Annotated in this window: 16 protein-coding genes; 5 read left to right on the top strand and 11 right to left on the bottom strand. The window is 74.2% G+C overall.

Features of this window, described 5'->3' with window-relative positions:
- Nucleotides 1-401 precede the first annotated feature (401 nt).
- Nucleotides 402-1,406: a stage II sporulation protein M gene (locus tag ACIPSC_RS37865; RefSeq protein ID WP_400834531.1), complete on the bottom strand. Its 1,005-nt coding sequence runs from the start codon at nucleotides 1,404-1,406 to the stop codon at nucleotides 402-404.
- A 300-nt stretch (nucleotides 1,407-1,706) separates the two neighbouring features.
- Between ACIPSC_RS37865 and ACIPSC_RS37860 the strand changes: the two genes are divergently transcribed.
- Nucleotides 1,707-2,702, top strand: a complete 996-nt coding sequence (locus ACIPSC_RS37860) for an RDD family protein (RefSeq protein WP_400834528.1) — start codon at nucleotides 1,707-1,709, stop codon at nucleotides 2,700-2,702.
- Between the two features lie 8 nt (nucleotides 2,703-2,710).
- Here the strand turns inward: ACIPSC_RS37860 and ACIPSC_RS37855 are convergent, their stop codons facing one another.
- Entirely contained in the window at nucleotides 2,711-3,346 is a 636-nt protein-coding gene (locus ACIPSC_RS37855; RefSeq protein WP_400834525.1) for a hypothetical protein, read from the bottom strand.
- A gap of 118 nt (nucleotides 3,347-3,464) precedes the next feature.
- Between ACIPSC_RS37855 and ACIPSC_RS37850 the strand changes: the two genes are divergently transcribed.
- Together ACIPSC_RS37850 and ACIPSC_RS37845 are read left to right on the top strand one after the other, a co-directional pair.
- Nucleotides 3,465-3,977, top strand: coding sequence for a SigE family RNA polymerase sigma factor (locus ACIPSC_RS37850; RefSeq protein WP_400834522.1), 513 nt, complete (start codon nucleotides 3,465-3,467; stop codon nucleotides 3,975-3,977).
- Nucleotides 3,974-5,071: a hypothetical protein gene (locus tag ACIPSC_RS37845; RefSeq protein ID WP_400834519.1), complete on the top strand. Its 1,098-nt coding sequence runs from the start codon at nucleotides 3,974-3,976 to the stop codon at nucleotides 5,069-5,071. The genes ACIPSC_RS37850 and ACIPSC_RS37845 overlap by 4 nt, the downstream gene beginning before the upstream one ends.
- A 103-nt stretch (nucleotides 5,072-5,174) precedes the next feature.
- On the opposite strand, the gene ahcY is transcribed toward ACIPSC_RS37845, so the two are convergent.
- The 6 genes from ahcY to ACIPSC_RS37815 form a co-directional block, all read right to left on the bottom strand.
- On the bottom strand, nucleotides 5,175-6,623 hold the full coding sequence (gene ahcY / locus ACIPSC_RS37840) for an adenosylhomocysteinase (protein ID WP_400834516.1): 1,449 nt from the start codon (nucleotides 6,621-6,623) through the stop codon (nucleotides 5,175-5,177).
- Between the two features lie 300 nt (nucleotides 6,624-6,923).
- On the bottom strand, nucleotides 6,924-7,898 hold the full coding sequence (locus ACIPSC_RS37835; protein WP_400834513.1) for a cation diffusion facilitator family transporter: 975 nt from the start codon (nucleotides 7,896-7,898) through the stop codon (nucleotides 6,924-6,926).
- Between the two features lie 184 nt (nucleotides 7,899-8,082).
- Nucleotides 8,083-9,381: an SIS domain-containing protein gene (locus tag ACIPSC_RS37830; RefSeq protein ID WP_400834510.1), complete on the bottom strand. Its 1,299-nt coding sequence runs from the start codon at nucleotides 9,379-9,381 to the stop codon at nucleotides 8,083-8,085.
- Between the two features lie 74 nt (nucleotides 9,382-9,455).
- The gene (locus ACIPSC_RS37825; RefSeq protein WP_400834507.1) at nucleotides 9,456-9,638 is read right to left on the bottom strand and encodes a Trm112 family protein; all 183 of its coding nucleotides are present in this window, start codon (nucleotides 9,636-9,638) and stop codon (nucleotides 9,456-9,458) included.
- Between the two features lie 103 nt (nucleotides 9,639-9,741).
- Entirely contained in the window at nucleotides 9,742-11,127 is a 1,386-nt protein-coding gene (locus ACIPSC_RS37820; protein WP_400834504.1) for a phosphomannomutase/phosphoglucomutase, read from the bottom strand.
- A gap of 152 nt (nucleotides 11,128-11,279) precedes the next feature.
- The gene (locus ACIPSC_RS37815; RefSeq protein ID WP_395295953.1) at nucleotides 11,280-11,645 is read right to left on the bottom strand and encodes a DUF3499 domain-containing protein; all 366 of its coding nucleotides are present in this window, start codon (nucleotides 11,643-11,645) and stop codon (nucleotides 11,280-11,282) included.
- Nucleotides 11,646-11,807: 162 nt separating this feature from the next.
- Between ACIPSC_RS37815 and ACIPSC_RS37810 the strand changes: the two genes are divergently transcribed.
- The gene (locus ACIPSC_RS37810; RefSeq protein WP_360192632.1) at nucleotides 11,808-12,260 is read left to right on the top strand and encodes a metallopeptidase family protein; all 453 of its coding nucleotides are present in this window, start codon (nucleotides 11,808-11,810) and stop codon (nucleotides 12,258-12,260) included.
- Between the two features lie 98 nt (nucleotides 12,261-12,358).
- Here ACIPSC_RS37810 and ACIPSC_RS37805 read toward each other — a convergent pair whose 3' ends face one another.
- From ACIPSC_RS37805 to ACIPSC_RS37795, 3 genes are all read right to left on the bottom strand, one after another.
- Nucleotides 12,359-14,125, bottom strand: coding sequence for a DUF5719 family protein (locus ACIPSC_RS37805; protein WP_400834500.1), 1,767 nt, complete (start codon nucleotides 14,123-14,125; stop codon nucleotides 12,359-12,361).
- Nucleotides 14,126-14,131: 6 nt separating this feature from the next.
- Entirely contained in the window at nucleotides 14,132-17,992 is a 3,861-nt protein-coding gene (locus ACIPSC_RS37800; protein ID WP_400834498.1) for a glycosyltransferase, read from the bottom strand.
- Nucleotides 17,993-18,242: 250 nt separating this feature from the next.
- Nucleotides 18,243-18,515: a WhiB family transcriptional regulator gene (locus ACIPSC_RS37795; protein ID WP_238862849.1), complete on the bottom strand. Its 273-nt coding sequence runs from the start codon at nucleotides 18,513-18,515 to the stop codon at nucleotides 18,243-18,245.
- 736 nt (nucleotides 18,516-19,251) lie between these two features.
- Between ACIPSC_RS37795 and ACIPSC_RS37790 the strand changes: the two genes are divergently transcribed.
- Nucleotides 19,252-19,788, top strand: a complete 537-nt coding sequence (locus ACIPSC_RS37790) for a cysteine dioxygenase (protein WP_400834540.1) — start codon at nucleotides 19,252-19,254, stop codon at nucleotides 19,786-19,788.
- Nucleotides 19,789-19,802 lie beyond the last annotated feature (14 nt).

Genomic DNA, 19,802 nt, shown 5'->3' with positions numbered 1-19,802 from the left:
GCTGTTGAGTTCTCAAGGAACGGACACTTCCTTCAGGCGGCTTTCACACCGGCCCTCCGGGCGCTTCGTTCTTTCGTGTTTCCAGCTTATCAGATCCTCGCGGCCGTTCTTACCGGCGTTTGTTTCTCTGAATTCCCGCTGGAGGGATTTCCTTCGACTTCGCTCCGAAGCTTATCAAAGCTTTCGGTGTGCTCAGTTCCGGGGTTTGCCTTACGCGGAGGGCGCGCATTCGTGAAGCGCACTCACCTCGATTCGGCGGTGTCGTAGACACTAACGCCTGGACCAGGTCGTTGTCCAACCTGTCCCAACCGTTCAAACCTACTAGCCCACCCCCACCACGTCAATGGTTTGGCCGGGATGCGAGAAGAGTAGCAGGTCAGGAGCCTGTTGATCACATCGGCTCAGGCCGCGACCGGCTGCAGGTCCGCCCGGTCGGCCGCTTCCAGGTCGCCGGTCTCACCGGTCGCCGCGGCCTTCCGTCCCAACACGAGGGCGTAGAGCAGGAATGCCACCTCGGCCAGCCCGCCGATGGAGATCCGGGCCCAGGTGGGCAGGCCGGACGGGGTGACGAAGGCTTCGAGGACTCCGGCGACGGCCAGGACCGTCGCGAGGCCGATTCCCATGCCGACGATCGAGCGGCCCTGCTCGGCCAGCGCGGTCGCGCGGGTGCGCGGGCCGGGGTCGATGACGGTCCAGCCGAGCCGGAGGCCCAGGCCGCCGGCCACGAAGACGGCGGTCAGCTCCAGCAGGCCGTGCGGGATGAGCAGGCCGAGGAAGACGTCGAGCCGGCCGGCCGAGGCCATCAGACCGATGCCGACACCGAGGTTGAGGACGTTGGTCCAGAGCACATAGAGGACGGGGATGCCCAGAGCGACGCCGAAGACCAGGCACTGCACCGCGATCCACGCGTTGTTCGTCCAGACCTGGGCCGCGAACGAACTCGCCGGGTGCTCCGAGTAGTACGCCTCGAACTCGCCGCCGGGCATGGTCAGCTGGTGCAGCGCCTCCGGGGTGACCAGGCTGTTCCGGACCTCGGGGTGGTTCGCCATCCACCAGGCGATCAGGGCGGTGCCGAACAGGGAGACGAGGGCGACCGACAGCCACCAGCGGCGCGCGCGGTAGAGCGCGGCCGGGAAGCTCACCGTGTAGTAGCGGGCGACGTCGCGCCAGCCGCTGGTGCGGCTTCCGGTGACCGCGTCCCGGGCCCGGGAGACCAGGCTGGTCAGGCGCCCCTCCAGCGTCGGGTCGGGGGCGGCGGCCTGGACCTTGGCGAGGTGACCGGTGACGCGCTGGTAGAGGGTGACCAGCTCGTCCGCCTCCTCGCCGGTGAGCCGGCGGGTCCTGGCGAGGGCGTCCAGCCGGGCCCACTCCCCCTGGTGGGTGGCGACGAAGACGTCCAGGTCCATTCGGCAGCTCCATGGTCGGCGCAGGGCGCGCGGGCAGGCGGGTGCGGACAGGTGGGCCCAGCATGCCAGGGCACGGGGGTGACCAGTGCGGGCGGGACCTCCCGGTCCGTTCGGCCGGGCCCGTTCGCTCCGCCCGGGACCTCCCTTCCCGAGTGGCCGCGGGGCCCCGTATGTTGACGACTGCAATGACGGGGGCGCGGGGGCCGATCCGGCGGACGCTCTCCGCCACGAACCGCGACCTGCACACCGCGGGCCCAGGATCCGCGGGCCACGAACCACCGACGGGAACGGACGGGTGTCTTGAGCGACCTGGTGACGGGTGAGGCGGTCGTCCTCGGCCTGCGCACGGCGAAGCTTCCGAGTCGTGCGCTGGCGATCGGGCTGGACCTGACCGTCGAGCTCGCCGCACTGCTGGTGTGCACCCTGACGCTCAGCGTCGCCCTCGTCGACCTCGACCCGGCGGCCCTCGCCGCCCTCATGATCGGGCTGACCGTCTTCTTCATGGTCGCGGTGCCCGTCATGGTCGAGACCTTCACCCGCGGGCGCTCGCTCGGAAAGGCGGCCCTCGGTCTGCGCGTGGTGCGCGCCGACGGCGGGCCGGTGCGGTTCCGCCAGGCGCTGGTCCGCGCCCTGGTGGGCTTCTTCGAGATCATCGTGCTGAGCGGTGTGCCGGCGGCCATCTGCTCCGCGGTGTCGGCGGACGGCCGGCGGCTGGGCGACGTCTTCGCCGGGACGCTGGTGGTCCGCGAGCGCGTCCCGGGCGCCAGCGGTGCCGCGGCGGCGCTGCCGCCGGTGCACCCGCAGCTGCTGCAGGCCATCGGCGGCGAGCTGGTCGCCCTGGACCTCTCCGCCGTACCGGAGCCGCTCTGGCTGGCGATCCGGCAACTGCTCGGCCGGGTGGGCCAGCTGGACCCGGCGGTCGCGCACCAGATGTCGGCCCGGCTCGCCGACGACCTGGCCGCCCGCACCGGCCATCCGGTCCCGTACGGACTGCACCCGGCGGCGTACCTCGGAGCGGTGCTGACCGAGCGGCAGCGGCGCGAGTGGACCCGGGCCCAGAGCCAGGCGTTCCAGCAGGCCCAGCCCGGCCCGACGCTGACGATGCCCCAGATGCCCCAGGTGCTCCAGGCGCCCCAGATGCCTTCGATGCCCCAGTCCCCGGTGCAGGCCCCGGCCCCTGCCACCGCGCCCGCCCCCGCCGCACCGGCCGCACCCACCCCCCAGCCGGCCACCGGCCAGACCACCGGCCCGGCCACCCCGCCGGCCGGCAGCACCGGCTTCGTACCGCCCGCCTGAGCCCCGCGCTACCCGCCGAACTCCGCCGGCCAGGCGTTCGGCGGCGACTCCAGCTCCTCCAGCTCCACCCCGGCCGCGGCCAGCACCACGTCTCCCGCCAGGTGCACCACCTGCTGCTCGCCCGTCTCCAGGTCCGCCACCTGGTACCGCTCGACCAGCAGCGGGCCGGTGTCCGTCTCGTGGGTGTCCACGCCCTCCAGCAGCCAGCCCTGGTCGAAGGTGCGCGGAGCGAGCACCGGCTCCGTGAACGCGACCAGGCGCACCCGCGCGCTCGCCCCCTCCCGCAGCCGCAGCAGCCGCGCCGTGGCGACCAGGAAGCCGGGCGAGCGGCCCGTGAAGCCGTGGGCGCGGTCGTGCCCCTCCGCCGCGTCCTCCCCGGCCGGGTCGGCCGCGGCGGTGCGCACCCAGGCCACGCCGTCCACCGCACCGCCGCGGACCTGCCAGCCGCCGGCCCGCAGCTCCATCCGCAGCGGTCGGGCCCGCGAGTCCAGCGTCAGGTCGCACGTGCCGAGCACCTGTCCCTCCGGCCCGTACGTCTTGGAGACGTACCGCCAGCCGGCCGCACCGGGCGCGCAGCTGAAGCGCTCCTCGCCGAGCAGCACGTGGTCATGGGTGTCGTGGAGCGAGTACCGGCCGTTGGGCATGCCCGAAGCCTACGTCGACGATCTCCGCCGACCGGCATGCAACGTCCGGGCGGGCGGCCGCATTAGAGGGGGGACGGCGCGCAACCGCGCCGCTGGTTCGGGAGGAAAGGGGGCGGGGATGGCGAAGCAGGCACGCGACACGGAGTTCACCAAGTACGTGGCTTCGAGGAGCGGCTGGCTGCGGAAGGTCGCCTATCTGCTGTGCGGGGACTGGCATCGGGCCGACGACCTGGTCCAGGAGGCCATCACCAAGCTGTACGTGAACTGGGCGCGGGCCGGCCGGGTGGAGAACCTGGACGGCTACGCCCGCACGGTGCTGGTGAACACCTTCCTCGCCGAGCAGCGCTCGCCGTGGTGGCGGCGGACCAGCCGGAGCGGGAGCGCCCCGGACGCCGAGGCCGTGGCCGTCGACCTCGACGCGTCGCTCGACCTCCGGCAGGCGCTGGCCGCCCTGCCACCGCGGCAGCGCGCCACCGTGGTGCTGCGCTACTACTGCGACCTGACGGTCGACCAGGCCGCCGAGGCGATGGGCTGCTCCTCGGGCAACGTCAAGAGCCAGACCGCGCGGGGGCTGGACACCCTCCGCCGCACCCTCACCGTCCGCCCCGTCGCCGCAGAGAGGACGCCATGACCGGCAACGAGCACCCCGACCTGGCCGAGCAGTTGGTCGCCCTGGCGGACGAGCCCGCCCCGGCGGCCGGGTACGACCCGGGCCGGGCGATGGCGCGGGGCCAAGCCGTGCTGCGCCGCCGGCGGCGGACGGCGATCGGAGCCGTGGCCGCCGCGACCGCCCTGGTGATCGGCGGCACGCTGCTGTTGGCCCCGGCCGGCAGCACCGCTCCCGCCACGCCCGCGGTCGCCCCGACCGTGACGGTGTCCTCGACCGCGTCGCCGAGCGCCACTCCGAGCGCCGCACCGACCCGGTCCGGGGTGGACCCGCTCACCACCGAGGTCCGGTTCGGCTGGCTGCCGGACTGGGTCGGCGGCAACAGCGGGATCGGCTACGAGACGGGGTACCACGGAATCTTCGCCGAGGCCCGCGGCAAGGGCCAGACGGCCCCGCGCATCCTGCTCAGCCTGTACCCGGCCGGCCCCGAGCCGGAGATCGAGCAGGGCCCGGGCGAGAAACGCGAGAAGGTGGCGACGACGCCCGTCAACGGTCAGCCGGCGTTCTGGCTGGTCGACCCGCAGGAGCAGCCCGGCAAGTCGGAGCGCCAGCTGCGCTGGAAGACCCCGTCGGGCCGGTGGGCGATGATCCGGGCCTACGGCGGCCGGGCGGAGGACCTCGCCGACGACGTGCTGCTCCGGGTGGCGGCCGGGGCCGAGTACGGGAAGTGGAACGTCCCGCTGCCGGTGAGGTTCGCGCCGCTGCCGAAGGTGTTCGAGGCGACGGACGTGATGCTCTCGAAGCCGTCCACGTGGGACGGCGCGCTCCCCTGGCAGCTGTGGCTGATGTTCCAGTTCGAGGGCAAGAACGTCTCGGTGAACATGGAGCCGGTCGGCCCCGGGCCCAGCCCCTCCCCCACCGGGACGGACGGCTCGCCCTACACCGACCCGAACCCGCCGGTCTGCCGGGAGGAGAAGCAGATCCGGGTCTGCGTGGCCGCGAGCGCGGGCGTCGCGCCGTCGTTGGAGCAGATCGGCGGTACGGAGGGCCTGCTCTCCCGCACCGAGGTGCTGGGGGTGGACGAGAGCACCTGGACCACCGACGTCCTGCGTCCCTGATCCCGGGCCCGGACGCGCCGGTGGCCGGCACCCCGCCCAGGGGTGCCGGCCACCGGCGTTCGATCAGCGCGTCCGGACCGGTGTCCGGACCGGCGCGTCCGGATCAGTAGCGGTACTGCTCCGGCTTGTACGGGCCCTCGACCGGGACGCCGATGTAGTCGGCCTGCTCCTTGGTCAGGGTGGTCAGCTTCACGCCCAGCGCGTCGAGGTGCAGGCGGGCGACCTTCTCGTCCAGGTGCTTCGGCAGCACGTAGACGCCGATCGGGTACTGCGCGGTCTTCGTGAACAGCTCGATCTGAGCGATCGTCTGGTTGGCGAAGGAGTTGGACATCACGAACGACGGGTGGCCGGTCGCGTTGCCCAGGTTCAGCAGGCGGCCCTCGGAGAGCACGATGATGGTGCGGCCGTCCGCCTTGCGCCACTCGTGGACCTGCGGCTTGACCTCGGTCTTCACGACGCCCGGGAGCTTCGCGAGGCCGGCCATGTCGATCTCGTTGTCGAAGTGGCCGATGTTGCCGACGATGGCCTGGTGCTTCATCCGCGCCATGTGGGAGGCCAGGATGATGTCCTTGTTGCCGGTGGTGGTGATGAAGATGTCGGCCGTCTCGACGACGTCCTCCAGGGTGGCGACCTGGTAGCCGTCCATCGCCGCCTGGAGCGCGCAGATCGGGTCGATCTCGGTGACGATGACGCGGGCGCCCTGGCCGCGCAGCGACTCGGCGCAGCCCTTGCCGACGTCGCCGTAGCCGCAGACGACCGCGACCTTGCCACCGATCAGGACGTCGGTGGCGCGGTTGATGCCGTCGATCAGCGAGTGGCGGCAGCCGTACTTGTTGTCGAACTTCGACTTGGTGACCGAGTCGTTGACGTTGATCGCCGGGAACAGCAGCTTGCCGTCGCGGTGCATCTCGTACAGGCGGTGGACACCGGTGGTGGTCTCCTCGGTCACGCCCTTGATGGTGGCGGCGACCTCGGTCCACTTGTTCGGGGTCTCGGTCAGGGTGCGGTTGAGGAGCTCCAGGATGATCCGGAACTCGTCGTTGTCCGCGGTGGCCGGGTCCGGCGCGGCGCCGGCCTTCTCGAACTCGACGCCCTTGTGGATCAGGAGGGTGGCGTCACCGCCGTCGTCCAGGATCATGTTCGGGGTCTGGCCGTTCGGCCAGGTGAGCGCCTGCTCGGTGCACCACCAGTACTCCTCCAGGGTCTCGCCCTTCCAGGCGAAGACCGGCACGCCCTGCGGGTTCTCCGGGGTGCCGTTCGGGCCGACCGCGATGGCGGCGGCGGCGTGGTCCTGGGTGGAGAAGATGTTGCAGGAGCACCAGCGGACCTCGGCACCGAGGGCCGTCAGGGTCTCGATCAGCACGGCGGTCTGCACGGTCATGTGCAGCGAGCCGGTGATGCGGGCGCCGGCCAGCGGCTGGGACTCGGCGTACTCGGCGCGGATCGCCATCAGGCCGGGCATCTCGTGCTCGGCGAGCTGGATCTCCTTGCGGCCGAACGGGGCCAGGGAAAGGTCGGCGACCTTGAAGTCACCGGTGATGTCGGTCGACATGCGTCTGCTCCTCGCGGATGGGGTGGGGCATGGCCAAGGTCCTCGGGTGCGTCGCGGCAGGGCGGGGCCGCACGGGTGCGCGGCAACGCCGGGGCCACCGGAACGGAATGCGATGCACCGGTGCCCTGCTGCTCAGCACAAACCGTCGGAGGACCTCTCTCCCTCAATCGGTGCGCGCCCCCGGTGGGGGACGGGCCGCCGATCGACCGCCATCAGCAGCGACGTTCTGGCTCTGGAGACGAATCTACACCGGCGGCCCTTGAGTCAGCCTCGCGTTGGACCTTTTCGGCCGGGCGCGGCTCAGTGCGCGCCGGGCGGCGGGCCGCCGGGGGTGGCGAACGGGTCCTCGCCCGCGGCCTCCTTCTCGGCGCTGTAGATGTCCGGCTCCAGGTAGATGACGCGGGCGATCGGGACGGCCCGGCGCACCCGCACCTCGGCGGCGTCGATGGCCTCCGCCACCTGGGTGGCGGTGTCCTCCGCGTTGACCGCGATCTTGGCGGCGACCAGCAGCTCCTCGGGGCCGAGGTGCATGGTGCGCATGTGGATCACCCGGGTGACGGTGTCGTGGTCGACCAGCGCGTCGCGGATCTCGGCCACCACTTCCTCGTGGGCGGACTCGCCGATCAGCAGCGACTTGGTCTCCACGGCCAGCACCAGCGCGATGGCGATCAGCAGGACGCCGATCGAGATCGTGCCGACGCCGTCCCAGACCGCGTCACCGGTGATCACGGTCAGGCCGACACCGAACAGCGCCAGCACCAGGCCGATCAGCGCGCCGGTGTCCTCCAGCAGGACGACCGGCAGCTCCGGCGCCTTGGCCCGGCGGATGTAGGCCGGCCAGCCGTGCCCGACCTTGTCCTTGACCGCCTCGCGGAAGGCGGTGAAGAAGGACCAGGCCTCCAGCAGGATCGCGAAGACCAGCACGCCGACCGGCCAGTACCAGTTCTCCAGCTCGTGCGGGTGGACGATCTTCTCGTAGCCCTCGTAGACGGCGAACATGCCGCCGACGCTGAACAGCACGATCGAGACCAGGAAGGCGTAGACGTAGCGCTCGCGCCCGTACCCGAACGGGTGCTCGGGGGTGGCCCGCCGCTGGGAGCGCTTGCCGCCGACGAGCAGCAGCACCTGGTTGCCGGAGTCGGCGAGCGAGTGGACGCCCTCGGCCAGCATCGAGGAGGACCCGGAGAACGCGAAGGCCACGAACTTGCCGACCGCGATGCCCAGGTTCGCGGACAGGGCCGCCACCAGGGCCTTGGTACCGCCTTCGGTGCTCATGCTCGGGAGGATCCCTCCGCCGGGGGCGTGCAGCCCGCGCTCGTCTCGGTCGTGCGCAGGCCGGGCCGGGCCGACCTGCGGCAGGAGGCGTCGGCCCGTCGCCGCGTCACCGCGTCGCCGTCGTGCCCGTCGGGGCCGCCGAGTCCTGTCGAGCGCATACGGTACCCGGCCCGCCGGACCGCGATCAGGACTGCGCCGCCGCGAGCCCGAGGTAGACGGCGGCGAAGTCGGTCAGCGCGACGAGGTCGGTCAGCGCGTGCAGCGGCTCGGACCGGGCGCTGGCGTACTCGGTGAGCCGTACGTCGTGGGCCGCGGCCAGCCGGTGCGCGCGGCTCGCGCCGAAGCTGCGCGGGCCCTCGTCGTCGGCCGGCACCTCGGCCGGGCCGGCGTCCTCCCCGCCGTCGTCGTTCCGCCCCGCCGCCCCACCGGACCCACCGGCACCTCCTGCACCGTTCGCCGCCGGGACGTGCCGCAGCAGCAGCACCTGGAGGTGCAGCGGGTCCGGCTCCTCGACCCGGTCACGGAAGAAGTCGTCCGGGTCGGCGCCGGCGCCGAGCTGCCCGGTGAACATGCCGCGGTGCGCGACGAGCGCCTGCGGCAGCAGCCCGGACAACGCCGGGCGGCCGGCCCGGTCGGCGAGCTGGGCGGCGAACCGGACGGCGGCCGCCCCGGCCACCGGGCCCTCGGCCCAGAGCAGCGGGACGGTGCCGGCCAGCCGGGCGGCCAGGCCCTTGGCCGGGTTGGTGTACGCGGCGGCGTCCGGGCGGCAGCGGACGGCGGTCGCGTCCAGCAGGTCGGCGGCGGCGTCCAGCGCGTCGTACCGGAGCTGGGTGACGCCGAGCTTCTGGGCGAGTGCCAGCAGCGGGGTGAGGTGGGCCCAGAGCGCCGCCGGGTCCTCGGCCGGCAGGTCCGGCTCGGTGCCCGGGCCGGCCGGGGGCCGGCCGTCCTCGGGCAGGTGCGCCGGCACGTACGGGAGCGGGAGCCCGCGCACCTGGAGGGCGGCGGCGGCCAGCGGGCTGCCGGCCGGGGCGGTGACGACGATGGCGCAGCCGCGCGCGTACGCCTGCTCGGCCAGGGCGATCAGGCCCCGCTCGCCGCCGTCGGCGGAGCTGATCACCAGCAGGTCGAGCGGTCCGGCCCAGCCGGGGAGCTGCCAGGCCAGGCCGGCGGTGAAGGCGGCCGGTGCGGCGCTCCGGTCGCCGCGCGGGACCGGCTCGGCGTCGCCCGGGGGCAGCGTGGCGACCAGGCTGGCGGTGCCGGCCAGCGCGGCGAGCACCTCACCCGCGGTCAGGGCGCTGCCGTGGCCGGCGACCAGGACGGCGCGCGGGCGGCCGTCGGGGCGAAGCTCGTCGACGCCGGCCGCGCCGGCCAGGCGCAGCGAGGTGCGGACCCGCGCACCGGCGCCGGCCAGGGCGAGCAGGGCGCGGTCGTGGTCGGCACGCTGGAGGGCGGCCGGGTCGTCGAGCAGGGTGTCGTCGAGCATGCGGCGGGCCTCCGGCTGCTGGCTGGGCGCTGAGGGGCTGCGGGGTGGGGGCGCAGGTGTCCCGCCCCCCAGGATCAGGCCGGGCGGCGGGCCTCGTCCACCAGCAGCACCGGGATGCCGTCGCGGACGGGGTACGCCAGGCCGCAGTCCGCGCCGGTGCAGACCAGCTCGGGGTGGTCCTCGGTGCCGCCCTCGGTGAGCGCGGCCCGGCACTGCGGGCAGACCAGGATCTCCAGCAGGAAGGATTCGAGCTTCATGGCGTTCGGGCTCCCAGTCTCGGATGGCGGGGTGTCGGAGGGGCGGCACGGCGGTGCCCCGGCCGAGAGGAAACCCTACCGGCCGGGGCACCGGGGCCGTGCGTCAGGCGCGGACGACGGCGAGGACGCCGTCGCGCAGCTCCGCCATCTTCGCCGGGTCCTTGGCCTCGACGTTGAGGCGCAGCAGCGGCTCGGTGTTGGAGGCCCGCAGGTTGAACCACCAGTCCGGCCCGGCCACGGTGAGGCCGTCCAGCTCGTCCACCGTGGTGCCCTCCAGGCCGGCGTAGGCGGCGCGGACGGCGGCGGAGCGGTCGGCCTGGTCGGCGACGGTGCTGTTGATCTCGCCGGAGGCGGCGTAGCGGTCGTACTCGGCGGTGAGCGCGGAGAGGGTGCCCTCCTGGCCGCCGAGCGCGGCCAGCACGTGCAGCGCGGCGAGCATGCCGGTGTCGGCGCGCCAGAAGTCGCGGAAGTAGTAGTGCGCGGAGTGCTCACCGCCGAAGACGGCGTCGGTCTCGGCCATCTCCTGCTTGATGAACGAGTGGCCGACCCGGGTGCGGACCGGGTTGCCGCCGAGCTCGCGGACCACCTCGGGGACGGTCCAGGAGGTGATCAGGTTGTGGATGACGGTCGGCTCGGCCTCGCCGGCGGCCTGGGCACGGGCGATCTCGCGGGCCGCGACCAGGGCGGTGATCGCGGACGGGGAGACCGGCTCGCCGCGCTCGTCCACGACGAAGCAGCGGTCGGCGTCGCCGTCGAAGGCGAGGCCGATGTCGGCGCCGACCTCGCGGACCTTGGCCTGCAGGTCGACCAGGTTCTTCGGGTCGAGCGGGTTGGCCTCGTGGTTGGGGAAGGTGCCGTCCAGCTCGAAGTACATCGGGACGAGGTCGATCGGCAGGCCGTCGAAGACGGTCGGCACGGTGTGGCCGCCCATGCCGTTGCCGGCGTCGACGGCGACCTTGAGCGGGCGGATCGCGGTGAGGTCGACGAGGCCGAGCAGGTGGTCGGCGTAGCCGCGCAGGGTCTCCTCGGTGGAGAGGGCGCCGGGCTTCACGTCCTTGGCCGGGACGGTGACGGTGTCGTCCTCGGCGGTCCAGGACTCGACCAGTTCGCGGATCTCGGCCAGGCCGGTGTCCTGGCCGACCGGGGCGGCGCCGGCCCGGCAGAGCTTGATGCCGTTGTACTGGGCCGGGTTGTGGCTGGCGGTGAACATCGCGCCGGGCAGGTCCAGCTTGCCGCTGGCGTAGTAGAGCTGGTCGGTCGAGCAGAGGCCGATCTCGACCACGTCGGCGCCGTAGGCGGCCGCGCCCTCGGCGAAGGCCCGGCTGAGCGACGGCGAGGAGGGCCGCATGTCGTGGCCGACCACGATCGCGGTCGCTCCGGTGACCTGCGTGAACGCGGCGCCGAAGGCGCGCGCGAGGCTCTCGTCCCACTGGTCCGGGACCACGCCTCGTACGTCGTACGCCTTCACGAGCTGCTTGAGGTCGCGCACTGCGGCTCCACCCTGGTTCTCTGTCTGAATCGGCGGGCTGGTCGCCCATGGTCACGATACGTCCGCGGACGGCGCCGCTCGGCACCCGGACAGGGGGGCAGCGTACCGGCAGGCGGAGAACGGCCGGTTCGGGGCGGGGTGCGGGGTGCGGGTCAGTTGTCGGGCGAGCGCAGCACCCGCAGGTGTCCGCGGCGGCCCGCCTCGGTGGACTCGCCCTCGGGGGACCGGCCCTGACGGGGGGTCTGCGGGCGCGCGGCCTCGCGGACGGCGTTGGCGAGCGCTTCGAGGTCGTCGCTGCTGCGACGCAGCGGGCCGGCCTCGGCGGCGAGCCGGACCACCTCCCAGCCGCGCGGGGCGGTGAGGCGCTCGGCGTGCTCGGCGCAGAGGTCGTAGCAGTGCGGCTCGGCGTAGGTCGCGAGCGGGCCGAGGACGGCGGTGGAGTCCGCGTAGACGTACGTCAGCGTCGCGACGGCCGGCCGGCCGCACGCGGTCCGCGAACAACGACGTACAGAGCTCACGAGGGTGGACGGTACAGCACTCCTCGCCGGGGAGCGAAGACCGCCTGTCCGGAGGGTGTGCCGTGTCGCGCTCCGCGCGCCGTCCGTGCGCCCTCCGCCCCGGGCGATTCCCCTCCGGAGTGGTCCACTTCCGACCGTCCAAGGACTACCCTCGGCAGTGATATGGACAGCTCTGCACCGCAGTCATCGACGGGACCTTCGCGCCGCCCCCGGCACCGCGACCGGCACGGCCGGGGTCTGCGCGGCCCGCTGGCGCCTCCGCAGGTGCCGATCTCGCTCACCCGCTCCGAGTTGTTCGACGACTACGTGCGCGAGTCGGTGGAACGGCTGGAGCGGCGCTGGCCGCAGCTGATCGAGGTGGAGTTCGCCGTCCAGGAGGTGCCGCTGCAGGAGGCGGACGGCCCGGACGCGGACGGCGGCGTGCCGCTGGGCCGGGTGTCGCCCGGGCGCCAGGGGCGGAAGAGCCAGATCGTGGTGTACCGGCGGCCGGTGGAGATCCGGGCGAAGTCGCGCGAGGACCGCGCGGCGCTGGTGCACGAGATCCTGATCGAGCAGGTGGCGGAGCTGCTGGGGCTCTCGCCGGACGCCATCGACCCCCGCTACGACGAGGACTGACCCGGGGACCGGCGCGGCGCGGGCAGTGCGTCCGCCCGTACGCCCGAGGGGCGGCACCCGGTGGCCCGGGTGCCGCCCCTCGGCGTCGGTACGCACGGTCAGCGCAGGACGATGCCCGGATCCTGGGCGGCCTGCGGCACCTTGACGGTGCTGCGGTCGTCGCGCAGCGACTGGACGGTGAACATCGGAACGTCCTTGGTGGTGATCGCGAGCATCCGGGCGGCCACGACCGGACCGCCGGAGACGGTCTCCACGGTGAGCGCGAAGGCGTCCTTCAGGCCGGCCGGCTCGGGCGCCGGGAGGGCGACCGTGCCGCCGGCCGGCAGCTGGACCTCCTTGGTGGCGGGGGTGCCGCCGCCGCTTCCCGCCGAGGCGGTGACCCGGACGGTGGCGGCCTCGCCGGTGGAGGTCAGGAAGAGCGTCGACGCGCCGCCGCCGCGGTTGTCGGCCACGGTGGCCCGGGCGCCGACCGGGACGGTGCCGGAGAGCCAGGCGGCGTCCGACTTGCCGTTCTGGGCGGCGCGGTCGACCCGCAGGCCGGCCACGACCGGGGTGGGGTGCTTGTCGTCGGTGGGCGACAGCCGCAGGCCGGCGACCTCGTCGCGGGTGACCTTGCCGAGGTCGACCGAGGCCACCATGCCGGCCTTGACGTGGATCGACTCGTTGCCGGCCGGGGTGAACCAGCCGTTCTTGCCGGAGAGCTGGATCTTCAGGTCGGCGTCGTCCTCCGGCGGCGCCCAGACCACCAGGTGGGCGCCGGCGGTGTCGGCGGGCAGGCCGGGCATCACCTGGGTGGGAGCCGGGTCGGCGGAGGCGGGCACCCAGTCGGCGCCCTTGTTGCCGTCGGCGGCGTGCAGCGCGGCGCCGACCCGGCCGCTGCGGACGACCACGTGCACGGCGAGGTCGGCGACCTGGCCCTTGCTGATGGTCGGCAGCAGGATCGACTGCGAGCTGCCGGGAGCGACCGTGATGCCGTTGGCGGCGTCGTTCTCGATCAGACCCTTGTCGCCGTAGAGCTTGATGTCGACGACGGCGGCGGTCGCCTCGGGGTTGACCAGGCTGACGTAGTCGGTGCGGTTCTCGGCGGTGCTGGCGCCGGCGAACCAGAAGCTGGTGCCGGCCGGGGTGCAGGTGATGCCGGAGAGCCCCAGGCCGCGCTGCTCGGTGACGGTGGTGGTCTGGGTGACCGTGAAGCCGGGGGCGAAGGCGCCGGTGGCGACGGCCCCGGTGCCGGGGGCGGTGTCCCCGTTGGCGGCGGGGGCGACCACCGGGGTGCCCGGCTTGGCCAGGGTCAGCCGGGCGTCGGCGGGCGCGCCGCCCTTGTCCGCGGCGGGCTTGCCGGTGGCGGCCGGCGCGGGCGCCGACGACGGAGCGGCGGAAGGCGTGGCCGAGGGCGCGGTGGTCGGCGGGGTGGCCGGCGCGGCCGCGTCGGAGATCCAGCCCGCCCCGGCCGCCGCACCCTCGCCGGCGGCGCCGCCGGGCGGGGTGTACGCGGTGAGGCTGGTGGAGCCGGTCAGGCTCTGGAGCGGCTGCGGGCAGACCACGGCCGTCCGCTCGACCTGCGCCGAACTCGCGGCGCCCTGGTCGGCGCCGGCCGGGGTGGCCGGCGGGCGCAGCTCGGCGATGCCGAACACCACGGCGAGCACGGCGGCGGCGGCCAGCAGCGACTGGGTGGTCTTCGTGCCCCCGGAGCCGCCCCCGAAGGAGCCGCCCCGGGCGCCGGGGGCCGCGGCGCCGGTGCTCCCGTACGCCCCGGGACCGTCCGTCTCCTCGGCGCCGTCGAAGGCGTCGTCGAAGGTGCCGTCGGCGGGGCCCAGGGGCTCGTCGGCGGCCTTCGACCGCCTCGTGAACGCGGGCTTCTTCATCGCGGGTCAGCTCCCCGATCCGTGGTGGTGCGGGTACCGGCCCGGCCCGTTGGTGTGGTCCGGGTCATTCGGGTCGTAGTAGGGCTCGCCCTGCGGCTGCCCCGGCACCCACGGCTGGGCCCCGTCCTGCTGGTAGGGGGTGTAGCCGTACTGCGGGTCCTGCGGGTACTGCTCGTAGCCCGGCTGCCCGCCCTGCGGGTAGCCCTCCGGCTGGTAGCCCCCGGTGGCGTCGTAGCCCTGGCCGCCGCCGTACGGAGCGGCCGCCGGCTGCTGGGCGTAGGGGTCGTACTCGTAGCTGTACGGGTCGCCCTGCTGGTAGGCCTGGTAGGGGTCGGCGTACGGCTCGGCCTCCTGGGCGGCCGCGGCCGCGTGGACCGGCTCGACCGGCGGTGCACCGGCGGGCTGCTGCGGGATCGCGCCCGGCGCGCCCTCGTACACGCCGCCGTCGCCGTCGCCGGGCTCGCCGCCCTCGCGCTCGGCCATCCGGCGGGCCCGGCGGCTGCCCGGGGCGGGCGCCTGCGCCTGGGCGGCGGCCGCCAGCGCGGCGGCGGCGACCACCTCCTCCGGCAGGTCGTCGTCCTTGTGGCTGCGGCGGCCGGGCAGGGCCAGCACCAGGACGGTGAGGCCGAGCAGCGCCTGGGCCCAGATCCAGCCGGTGTGCGCCAGGCTGCCCTCCCGGGTGACGACCAGGCGGCCGGCCCCGGCGGGGAGCTTGAAGCCCTGTGCCCAGCCGTCGACGGTGACCGACTCCAGCGCGGTGCCGTCCAGGGTGGCCTTCCACTCGGGGGCGGCGACCTCGGCGAGGCGCAGCACCCGGCCGTCGGGGCCGGCCGGGACGGCGGTGTCGATGTCGCGCTCGCCGGCCGGGACCGCCACGGGGGTGGCGCCGGGGGCGGTGACCATGGCGCGGGTCGCCGGGGTGCCGGTGACCTGCCAGAGCGCGGCGCCGCCGTCCTGGTTGGCCTTGACCAGGCCGGGGGTGGTGTCCAGGACGTCCTTGAAGGCGGCGATCGCCGGCTTGTCCACCAGCACGTAGGCGATGCCGTAGCCGGCCAGGGCGCTGGCCTGGTCGGCGCCGGAGCCGGCCAGCAGGCTGCCGACGACCTTGCTCAGGCCCTCGGTGGTGCCGGTGGCCGGGTCCACGGTGGACTCGGCCTGGCCGAGCGTCAGCCCGGCGCCGCGCACCAGCGTGTAGCGGACCGAGCCGCCCTTGGGGTCGCCGGTGACGGCGAGGGTGCGGGAGCGGTCGGTGGTGCCGGCCTCCTCCGCGATGAAGGCGGGCACCTGGGCGGACCCGCCCCGCTGCAGCGGGCCGTCGGCGCCGGTGACGGCCCACCAGACGGCGGTGCCGATCGGGGCCAGCACGGCGGCGGCCACCACCAGCGCGGCGACCGGCTGGCGCCAGCCGAAGGCGATGCCGGCCACGCGGGCGTTGGCGCCGTCGGCGCCGATCGCGGCGGCGGCCAGCAGGGCGACGCCGGCCAGCAGGGAGGCCGGGCCGGACCACGCGGGCACGGCCGGGCCGCCGGAGGCGGGGGTCACCGAGAGGCCGGCCACCGCGACCGTGAAGACCAGGCCGGCGCCGGCCGCGCCCCAGGCCGCCAGCACCGCGCGGCGGCGGTCGGCGCGCAGCAGGGCGGCCAGCGCGGCGAGCACGATGCCCGCCGAGAGCCAGACCGGCGGCACGCCGGCGCCGCCGGGGTTGACCAGAACCAGGCCGAGCGCGCTCGCGCCGCCGCCGTGCAGCCCGGGCAGGCCGGCCTCCATGAGCAGCCGCTGGGGGTGCGTCAGCACCTGCAGCGACCAGGGCGCGAGCACCAGCACCGGGACGGCGAGGATGACCAGGACGCGCAGCCCGAGCAGGCGCAGCGCGGTCCCGCCGGAGCCGAAGGCCCCGCCGCGCACCACCGCGGCGACCAGCGCGGCCAGGCAGAGCGGTACCGCCAGCGCCCAGGCCAGCGGGACGAAGGCGGTGGCCAGGGTGAGCAGCAGGACGGTCATCCAGACCGGGCGCCAGCCGGGCCGGGCGCCCTTGGCGGCGCTCTCGGCGCGGATGCCGAGGCCGGCGGTGATCGCGGCGGCACGGGCCAGCGGCGGCAGCAGCACGGCGAGGACGGCGGTGCCGATCCGGCCCTGGGCGAGCGCGCCGGTGGCGGCGGGCAGCAGCGCGTACGCGGCGGCGGCCCAGGCGCGGACCAGCTTTGAGTCGATCAGCGGCCGGGAGACCAGGTAGGCGCTGACGGCGGCGAGCGGCACAGCGAGGACGACCAGCAGGGTGACCGCGAGGTCGGCGTGGTCGAACAGCATCCAGGAGAGCACCGCCAGCACGCCGAGGTAGGGCGGGGCGGCGGCGGTGGAGCCGGTGCCGACGGGGTGCCAGGCGTCCGCGTACATCGACCAGAGGCCGCCGGCGCCGCCGGTGGCGGGCAGCAGCGCGCCGCCGAAGAGCTCGCCGCTGCCGAGCAGGCTGCGGCAGGCGACCAGGGCGAAGACCAGCAGGGCGGCGAACAGCACCGGGGCCGGGCGCCTGGCCAGCTTCTTGATCAGCGCGAACTGCTCGACGACCAGGTCCTCGGCGTCCTCGTCGCCCGGTCCGGCCTCGACCGAGCCGTGCCGTCCGGCGCCGGCGTCGTCACTGCCTCCGATGCCGAGCGAGCTGATGACGCCCTCGACGGCGAGCCGGGCGGTGGCGCCGGGCGCCGGGAAGAGCGAGCGGTCGTCGAGCGCGTCGGCGGCCCTGGTCCGGGAGCGGCGTGTGCGGGCGGCCAGCAGCCGGGGCAGCCGGATCAGCTCGTGGCCGAGGCCGGCGAGCTCGTCGAAGGCCTGCTTCGGGTCCTTGCCGAGGAGGTTGGTGACGACCCGCAGCAGGGTGCCGAGCACCAGCCGGAGCAGGACGTAGGGGAAGAGCACGCCCTTGGAGTTGGCGAGCAGCGTGTAGACGGCGCCGGCCTTGTCCACCCGGTGCGGGTGGGAGGAGGCGCAGTCGATGGCGCGGCGTTCGCGACTGGCCGCCTCGGCGTGCCGCAGCACGGCGTCGGGGGCGATCACCACGCGGTGGCCGGCGGCGTTGACCCGCCAGCAGAAGTCGGCGTCGTCGCGCATCAGCGGCAGCGCCTTGTCGAAGCCGCCGAGCTCCTCGAAGACGTCGCGGCGCACCAGCATGCCGGCGGTGGAGACGGCGAGCACCGGGCGGACCTGGTCGTGCTGGCCCTGGTCCTGCTCGCGGCGGTCGAGGCCGGTCCAGCGGCGGCCGGAGCGGGCGATGGTGACGCCGACCTCCAGCAGCTGGCGGCGGTCGTACCAGCTGCGCAGCTTGGGGCCGACCACGGCGGCGCTGGGGGTGGAGTCGGCGACCTGGAGCAGGCGGCGCAGGGCGTCGGTCTGCGGCTCGCAGTCGTCGTGGAGCAGCCAGAGCCATTCGACGGGCTGGGTCTCGCGGGGGCCGCCGCGGCCGAGGTCGTCCTCGTGGCCGAGCGGGTCGCCGAAGTCGTCCCAGCCGCCGGTGACCGGGTCGTACCCGGAGGGGTCGAGCCGGTAGGAGAGGTCCTCCGGGCGCAGCGGCGGGCTGTTGAAGACGGCCTCGGCGACGGCGGTGCCGAAGCCGGCGCGGCGGCTCAGGACGGTCGGGCCGCTCTCGGGCAGCCAGTCGGCGAGGGTGTCGGCGAGCAGCTGCGGGGAGTTGTCGGTGGAGCCGGTGTCGACGGCGAGCACCCGCTGGACCTGGCGGTCCTGGCCGAGCAGGCCGGCCAGGGCCTGCGGCAGCCAGCGGGCACCGTCGTGCGAGACGATCACGGCGGTGACCAGGTGACGCGGGTAGGCGGGCGGCCTGGCAGCGGTGAAGCCGCTCTGGTGGCTGTAGACGGTCATCGAGTGCGCGGGCCCCAGTTCTCGGTGGACACAGCCGGTGAACGGCAACCGGATGGCGCACCACACTAACGGCTCCGGATGGCGCCTTCGTCCGCGGTGCCGTGGAGAGGCTGTGGACGCGGGCTCCCGGGGCGGGGCACGGCGGGGCCCGGGGAACACGAAAGCGCCCCACCACCGCGGTGAGGCGCCCGTAACTGCTCTGCGGTTGTCGAAGGGTCGGCAGGGTCAGCTGGGTCAGGGGCCGACCCGGTCAGACCGCGCTCTTCTTGAGCCGGCGGCGCTCGCGCTCGGAGAGGCCGCCCCAGATGCCGAACCGCTCGTCGTTGGCGAGGGCGTACTCCAGGCACTCGGAGCGGACCTCACAGGCGAGGCAGACCTTCTTGGCCTCGCGGGTGGAGCCGCCCTTCTCCGGGAAGAAGGACTCGGGGTCGGTCTGGGCGCACAGCGCGCGCTCCTGCCAGCCGAGTTCCTCTTCGTCCTCCTCGATGCCGTCACCGATCAACAGCTCAAAGAGCTCGCTCATGTGGCGCGCCTCCTCTGCCCCTATTTGGCGTCCCCGTGGTTGCCGTTGCCTCGTGCGGCCGACGACACGAGTGAAATTACAGTTGCGTCACTCTGGCCCAGTCAAGCCGAGCTCTGGTATTGGGGCCAGGATTCACTCCCCGGCACCAAGCCGTTACGAATAGTGTACATATCCGGACAGATCGGACTTTCCGACCGGATCGCTTCGAACCATCCGCAACCACCCGCCGAGTGACGCGCAGTCACCATCGCAGGCCGGTCATCGGCCTGCCTTCCCGGCGATCTTCTCATCGAAACATAGAGGGTGATTTATCACCCCATCGTGTGGTTCATGCCCTATAAGGCCCGATTGCCCCGGCTCCGGAGTTGACATCGACCCCTCGGGTGCGGTCTCCTTTCCCCCATGTCAGAGTTCGCCAGCCCCCGGAGCGGTTCCGCGCTCCGCCGTGCCGTGAACTCTTGTTGTCGCCTCTGTTCCTGCTGTATCTAGGCGCCCGCGTCCCACCGCGCGCCGCCCAGGAACCACAGAGGCCGCCCGCGATTCCCGCCCCAGGACATCCCGGATCCGGCTGATCCCCGACGAACCAGCCGTAGATCCGAGGACGACTCCCGTGCGAACGACCCGCATCCGCCAGCGCAACCGCGACCGCGACCGCAACAAGGCCGCCCGCCGAGGCCTCGCGCCCACCACCCCGGCCGCCGCTCCCGCCCGCACCGCCCTGCCCTGGGCCGACGGCCTGAGCGACGTCTCCATCGCCGGCGACCCGCTCGCCTTCCCCCACCTGGCCCGCACCGACCTGCCCGGCCACCCCACCACCGTCGCCGGCTACGCCCGGCTGGTCCGCGAGATCGCCGCCGACCGGGCCCGCTGGGAGCCGCTGGTCCGCTACGACGCCCTCACCCGCTGGTACGCCCGGCTGGAGACCGGCCCCGGCTACGAGGTCTGGCTGCTCAGCTGGCTGCCCGGCCAGAGCAGCGGATTCCACGACCACGGCGCCTCCTCGGGCGTGATGACGGTCGTCCGGGGCGAGCTGGTCGAGCGCTCGCTCACCGGCGCGGGCGAGGCGGTGCGCACCCTGCGCCCGGGCGGGCAGAGGGTGTTCTCCTCCGGCTACCTGCACGAGGTGGTCAACGGCGCGCTGGAGCCCGCGGTCTCCATCCACCTCTACACGCCGGGCCTGACCGAGATGAACCAGTACGGCGCCCCGGCAGTCCCCGAGCAGCACCCCGGGCACACCCCGGAGCACACCCCCGAGCAGGCCGAGGCCCGCTGAACACGGGCCCCGGC

It is taken from the genome of Kitasatospora sp. NPDC090091 (genome assembly GCF_044747365.1).
Lineage (GTDB): Bacteria > Actinomycetota > Actinomycetes > Streptomycetales > Streptomycetaceae > Kitasatospora.
Note: the sequence above shows the minus strand (reverse complement) of the source record. Positions and strands in the feature narration are given on the sequence as shown.

Coding starts and splice junctions, on each gene's coding strand:
- ACIPSC_RS37865 (WP_400834531.1), bottom strand. CDS start 1,406: ATGGACCTGGACGTCTTCGTCGCCACCCACCAGGGGGAGTGGGCCCGG.
- ACIPSC_RS37855 (WP_400834525.1), bottom strand. CDS start 3,346: ATGCCCAACGGCCGGTACTCGCTCCACGACACCCATGACCACGTGCTG.
- ACIPSC_RS37850 (WP_400834522.1), top strand. CDS start 3,465: ATGGCGAAGCAGGCACGCGACACGGAGTTCACCAAGTACGTGGCTTCG.
- ACIPSC_RS37845 (WP_400834519.1), top strand. CDS start 3,974: ATGACCGGCAACGAGCACCCCGACCTGGCCGAGCAGTTGGTCGCCCTG.
- ahcY (WP_400834516.1), bottom strand. CDS start 6,623: ATGTCGACCGACATCACCGGTGACTTCAAGGTCGCCGACCTTTCCCTG.
- ACIPSC_RS37835 (WP_400834513.1), bottom strand. CDS start 7,898: ATGAGCACCGAAGGCGGTACCAAGGCCCTGGTGGCGGCCCTGTCCGCG.
- ACIPSC_RS37830 (WP_400834510.1), bottom strand. CDS start 9,381: ATGCTCGACGACACCCTGCTCGACGACCCGGCCGCCCTCCAGCGTGCC.
- ACIPSC_RS37825 (WP_400834507.1), bottom strand. CDS start 9,638: ATGAAGCTCGAATCCTTCCTGCTGGAGATCCTGGTCTGCCCGCAGTGC.
- ACIPSC_RS37810 (WP_360192632.1), top strand. CDS start 11,808: ATGGACAGCTCTGCACCGCAGTCATCGACGGGACCTTCGCGCCGCCCC.
- ACIPSC_RS37805 (WP_400834500.1), bottom strand. CDS start 14,125: ATGAAGAAGCCCGCGTTCACGAGGCGGTCGAAGGCCGCCGACGAGCCC.
- ACIPSC_RS37800 (WP_400834498.1), bottom strand. CDS start 17,992: ATGACCGTCTACAGCCACCAGAGCGGCTTCACCGCTGCCAGGCCGCCC.
- ACIPSC_RS37795 (WP_238862849.1), bottom strand. CDS start 18,515: ATGAGCGAGCTCTTTGAGCTGTTGATCGGTGACGGCATCGAGGAGGAC.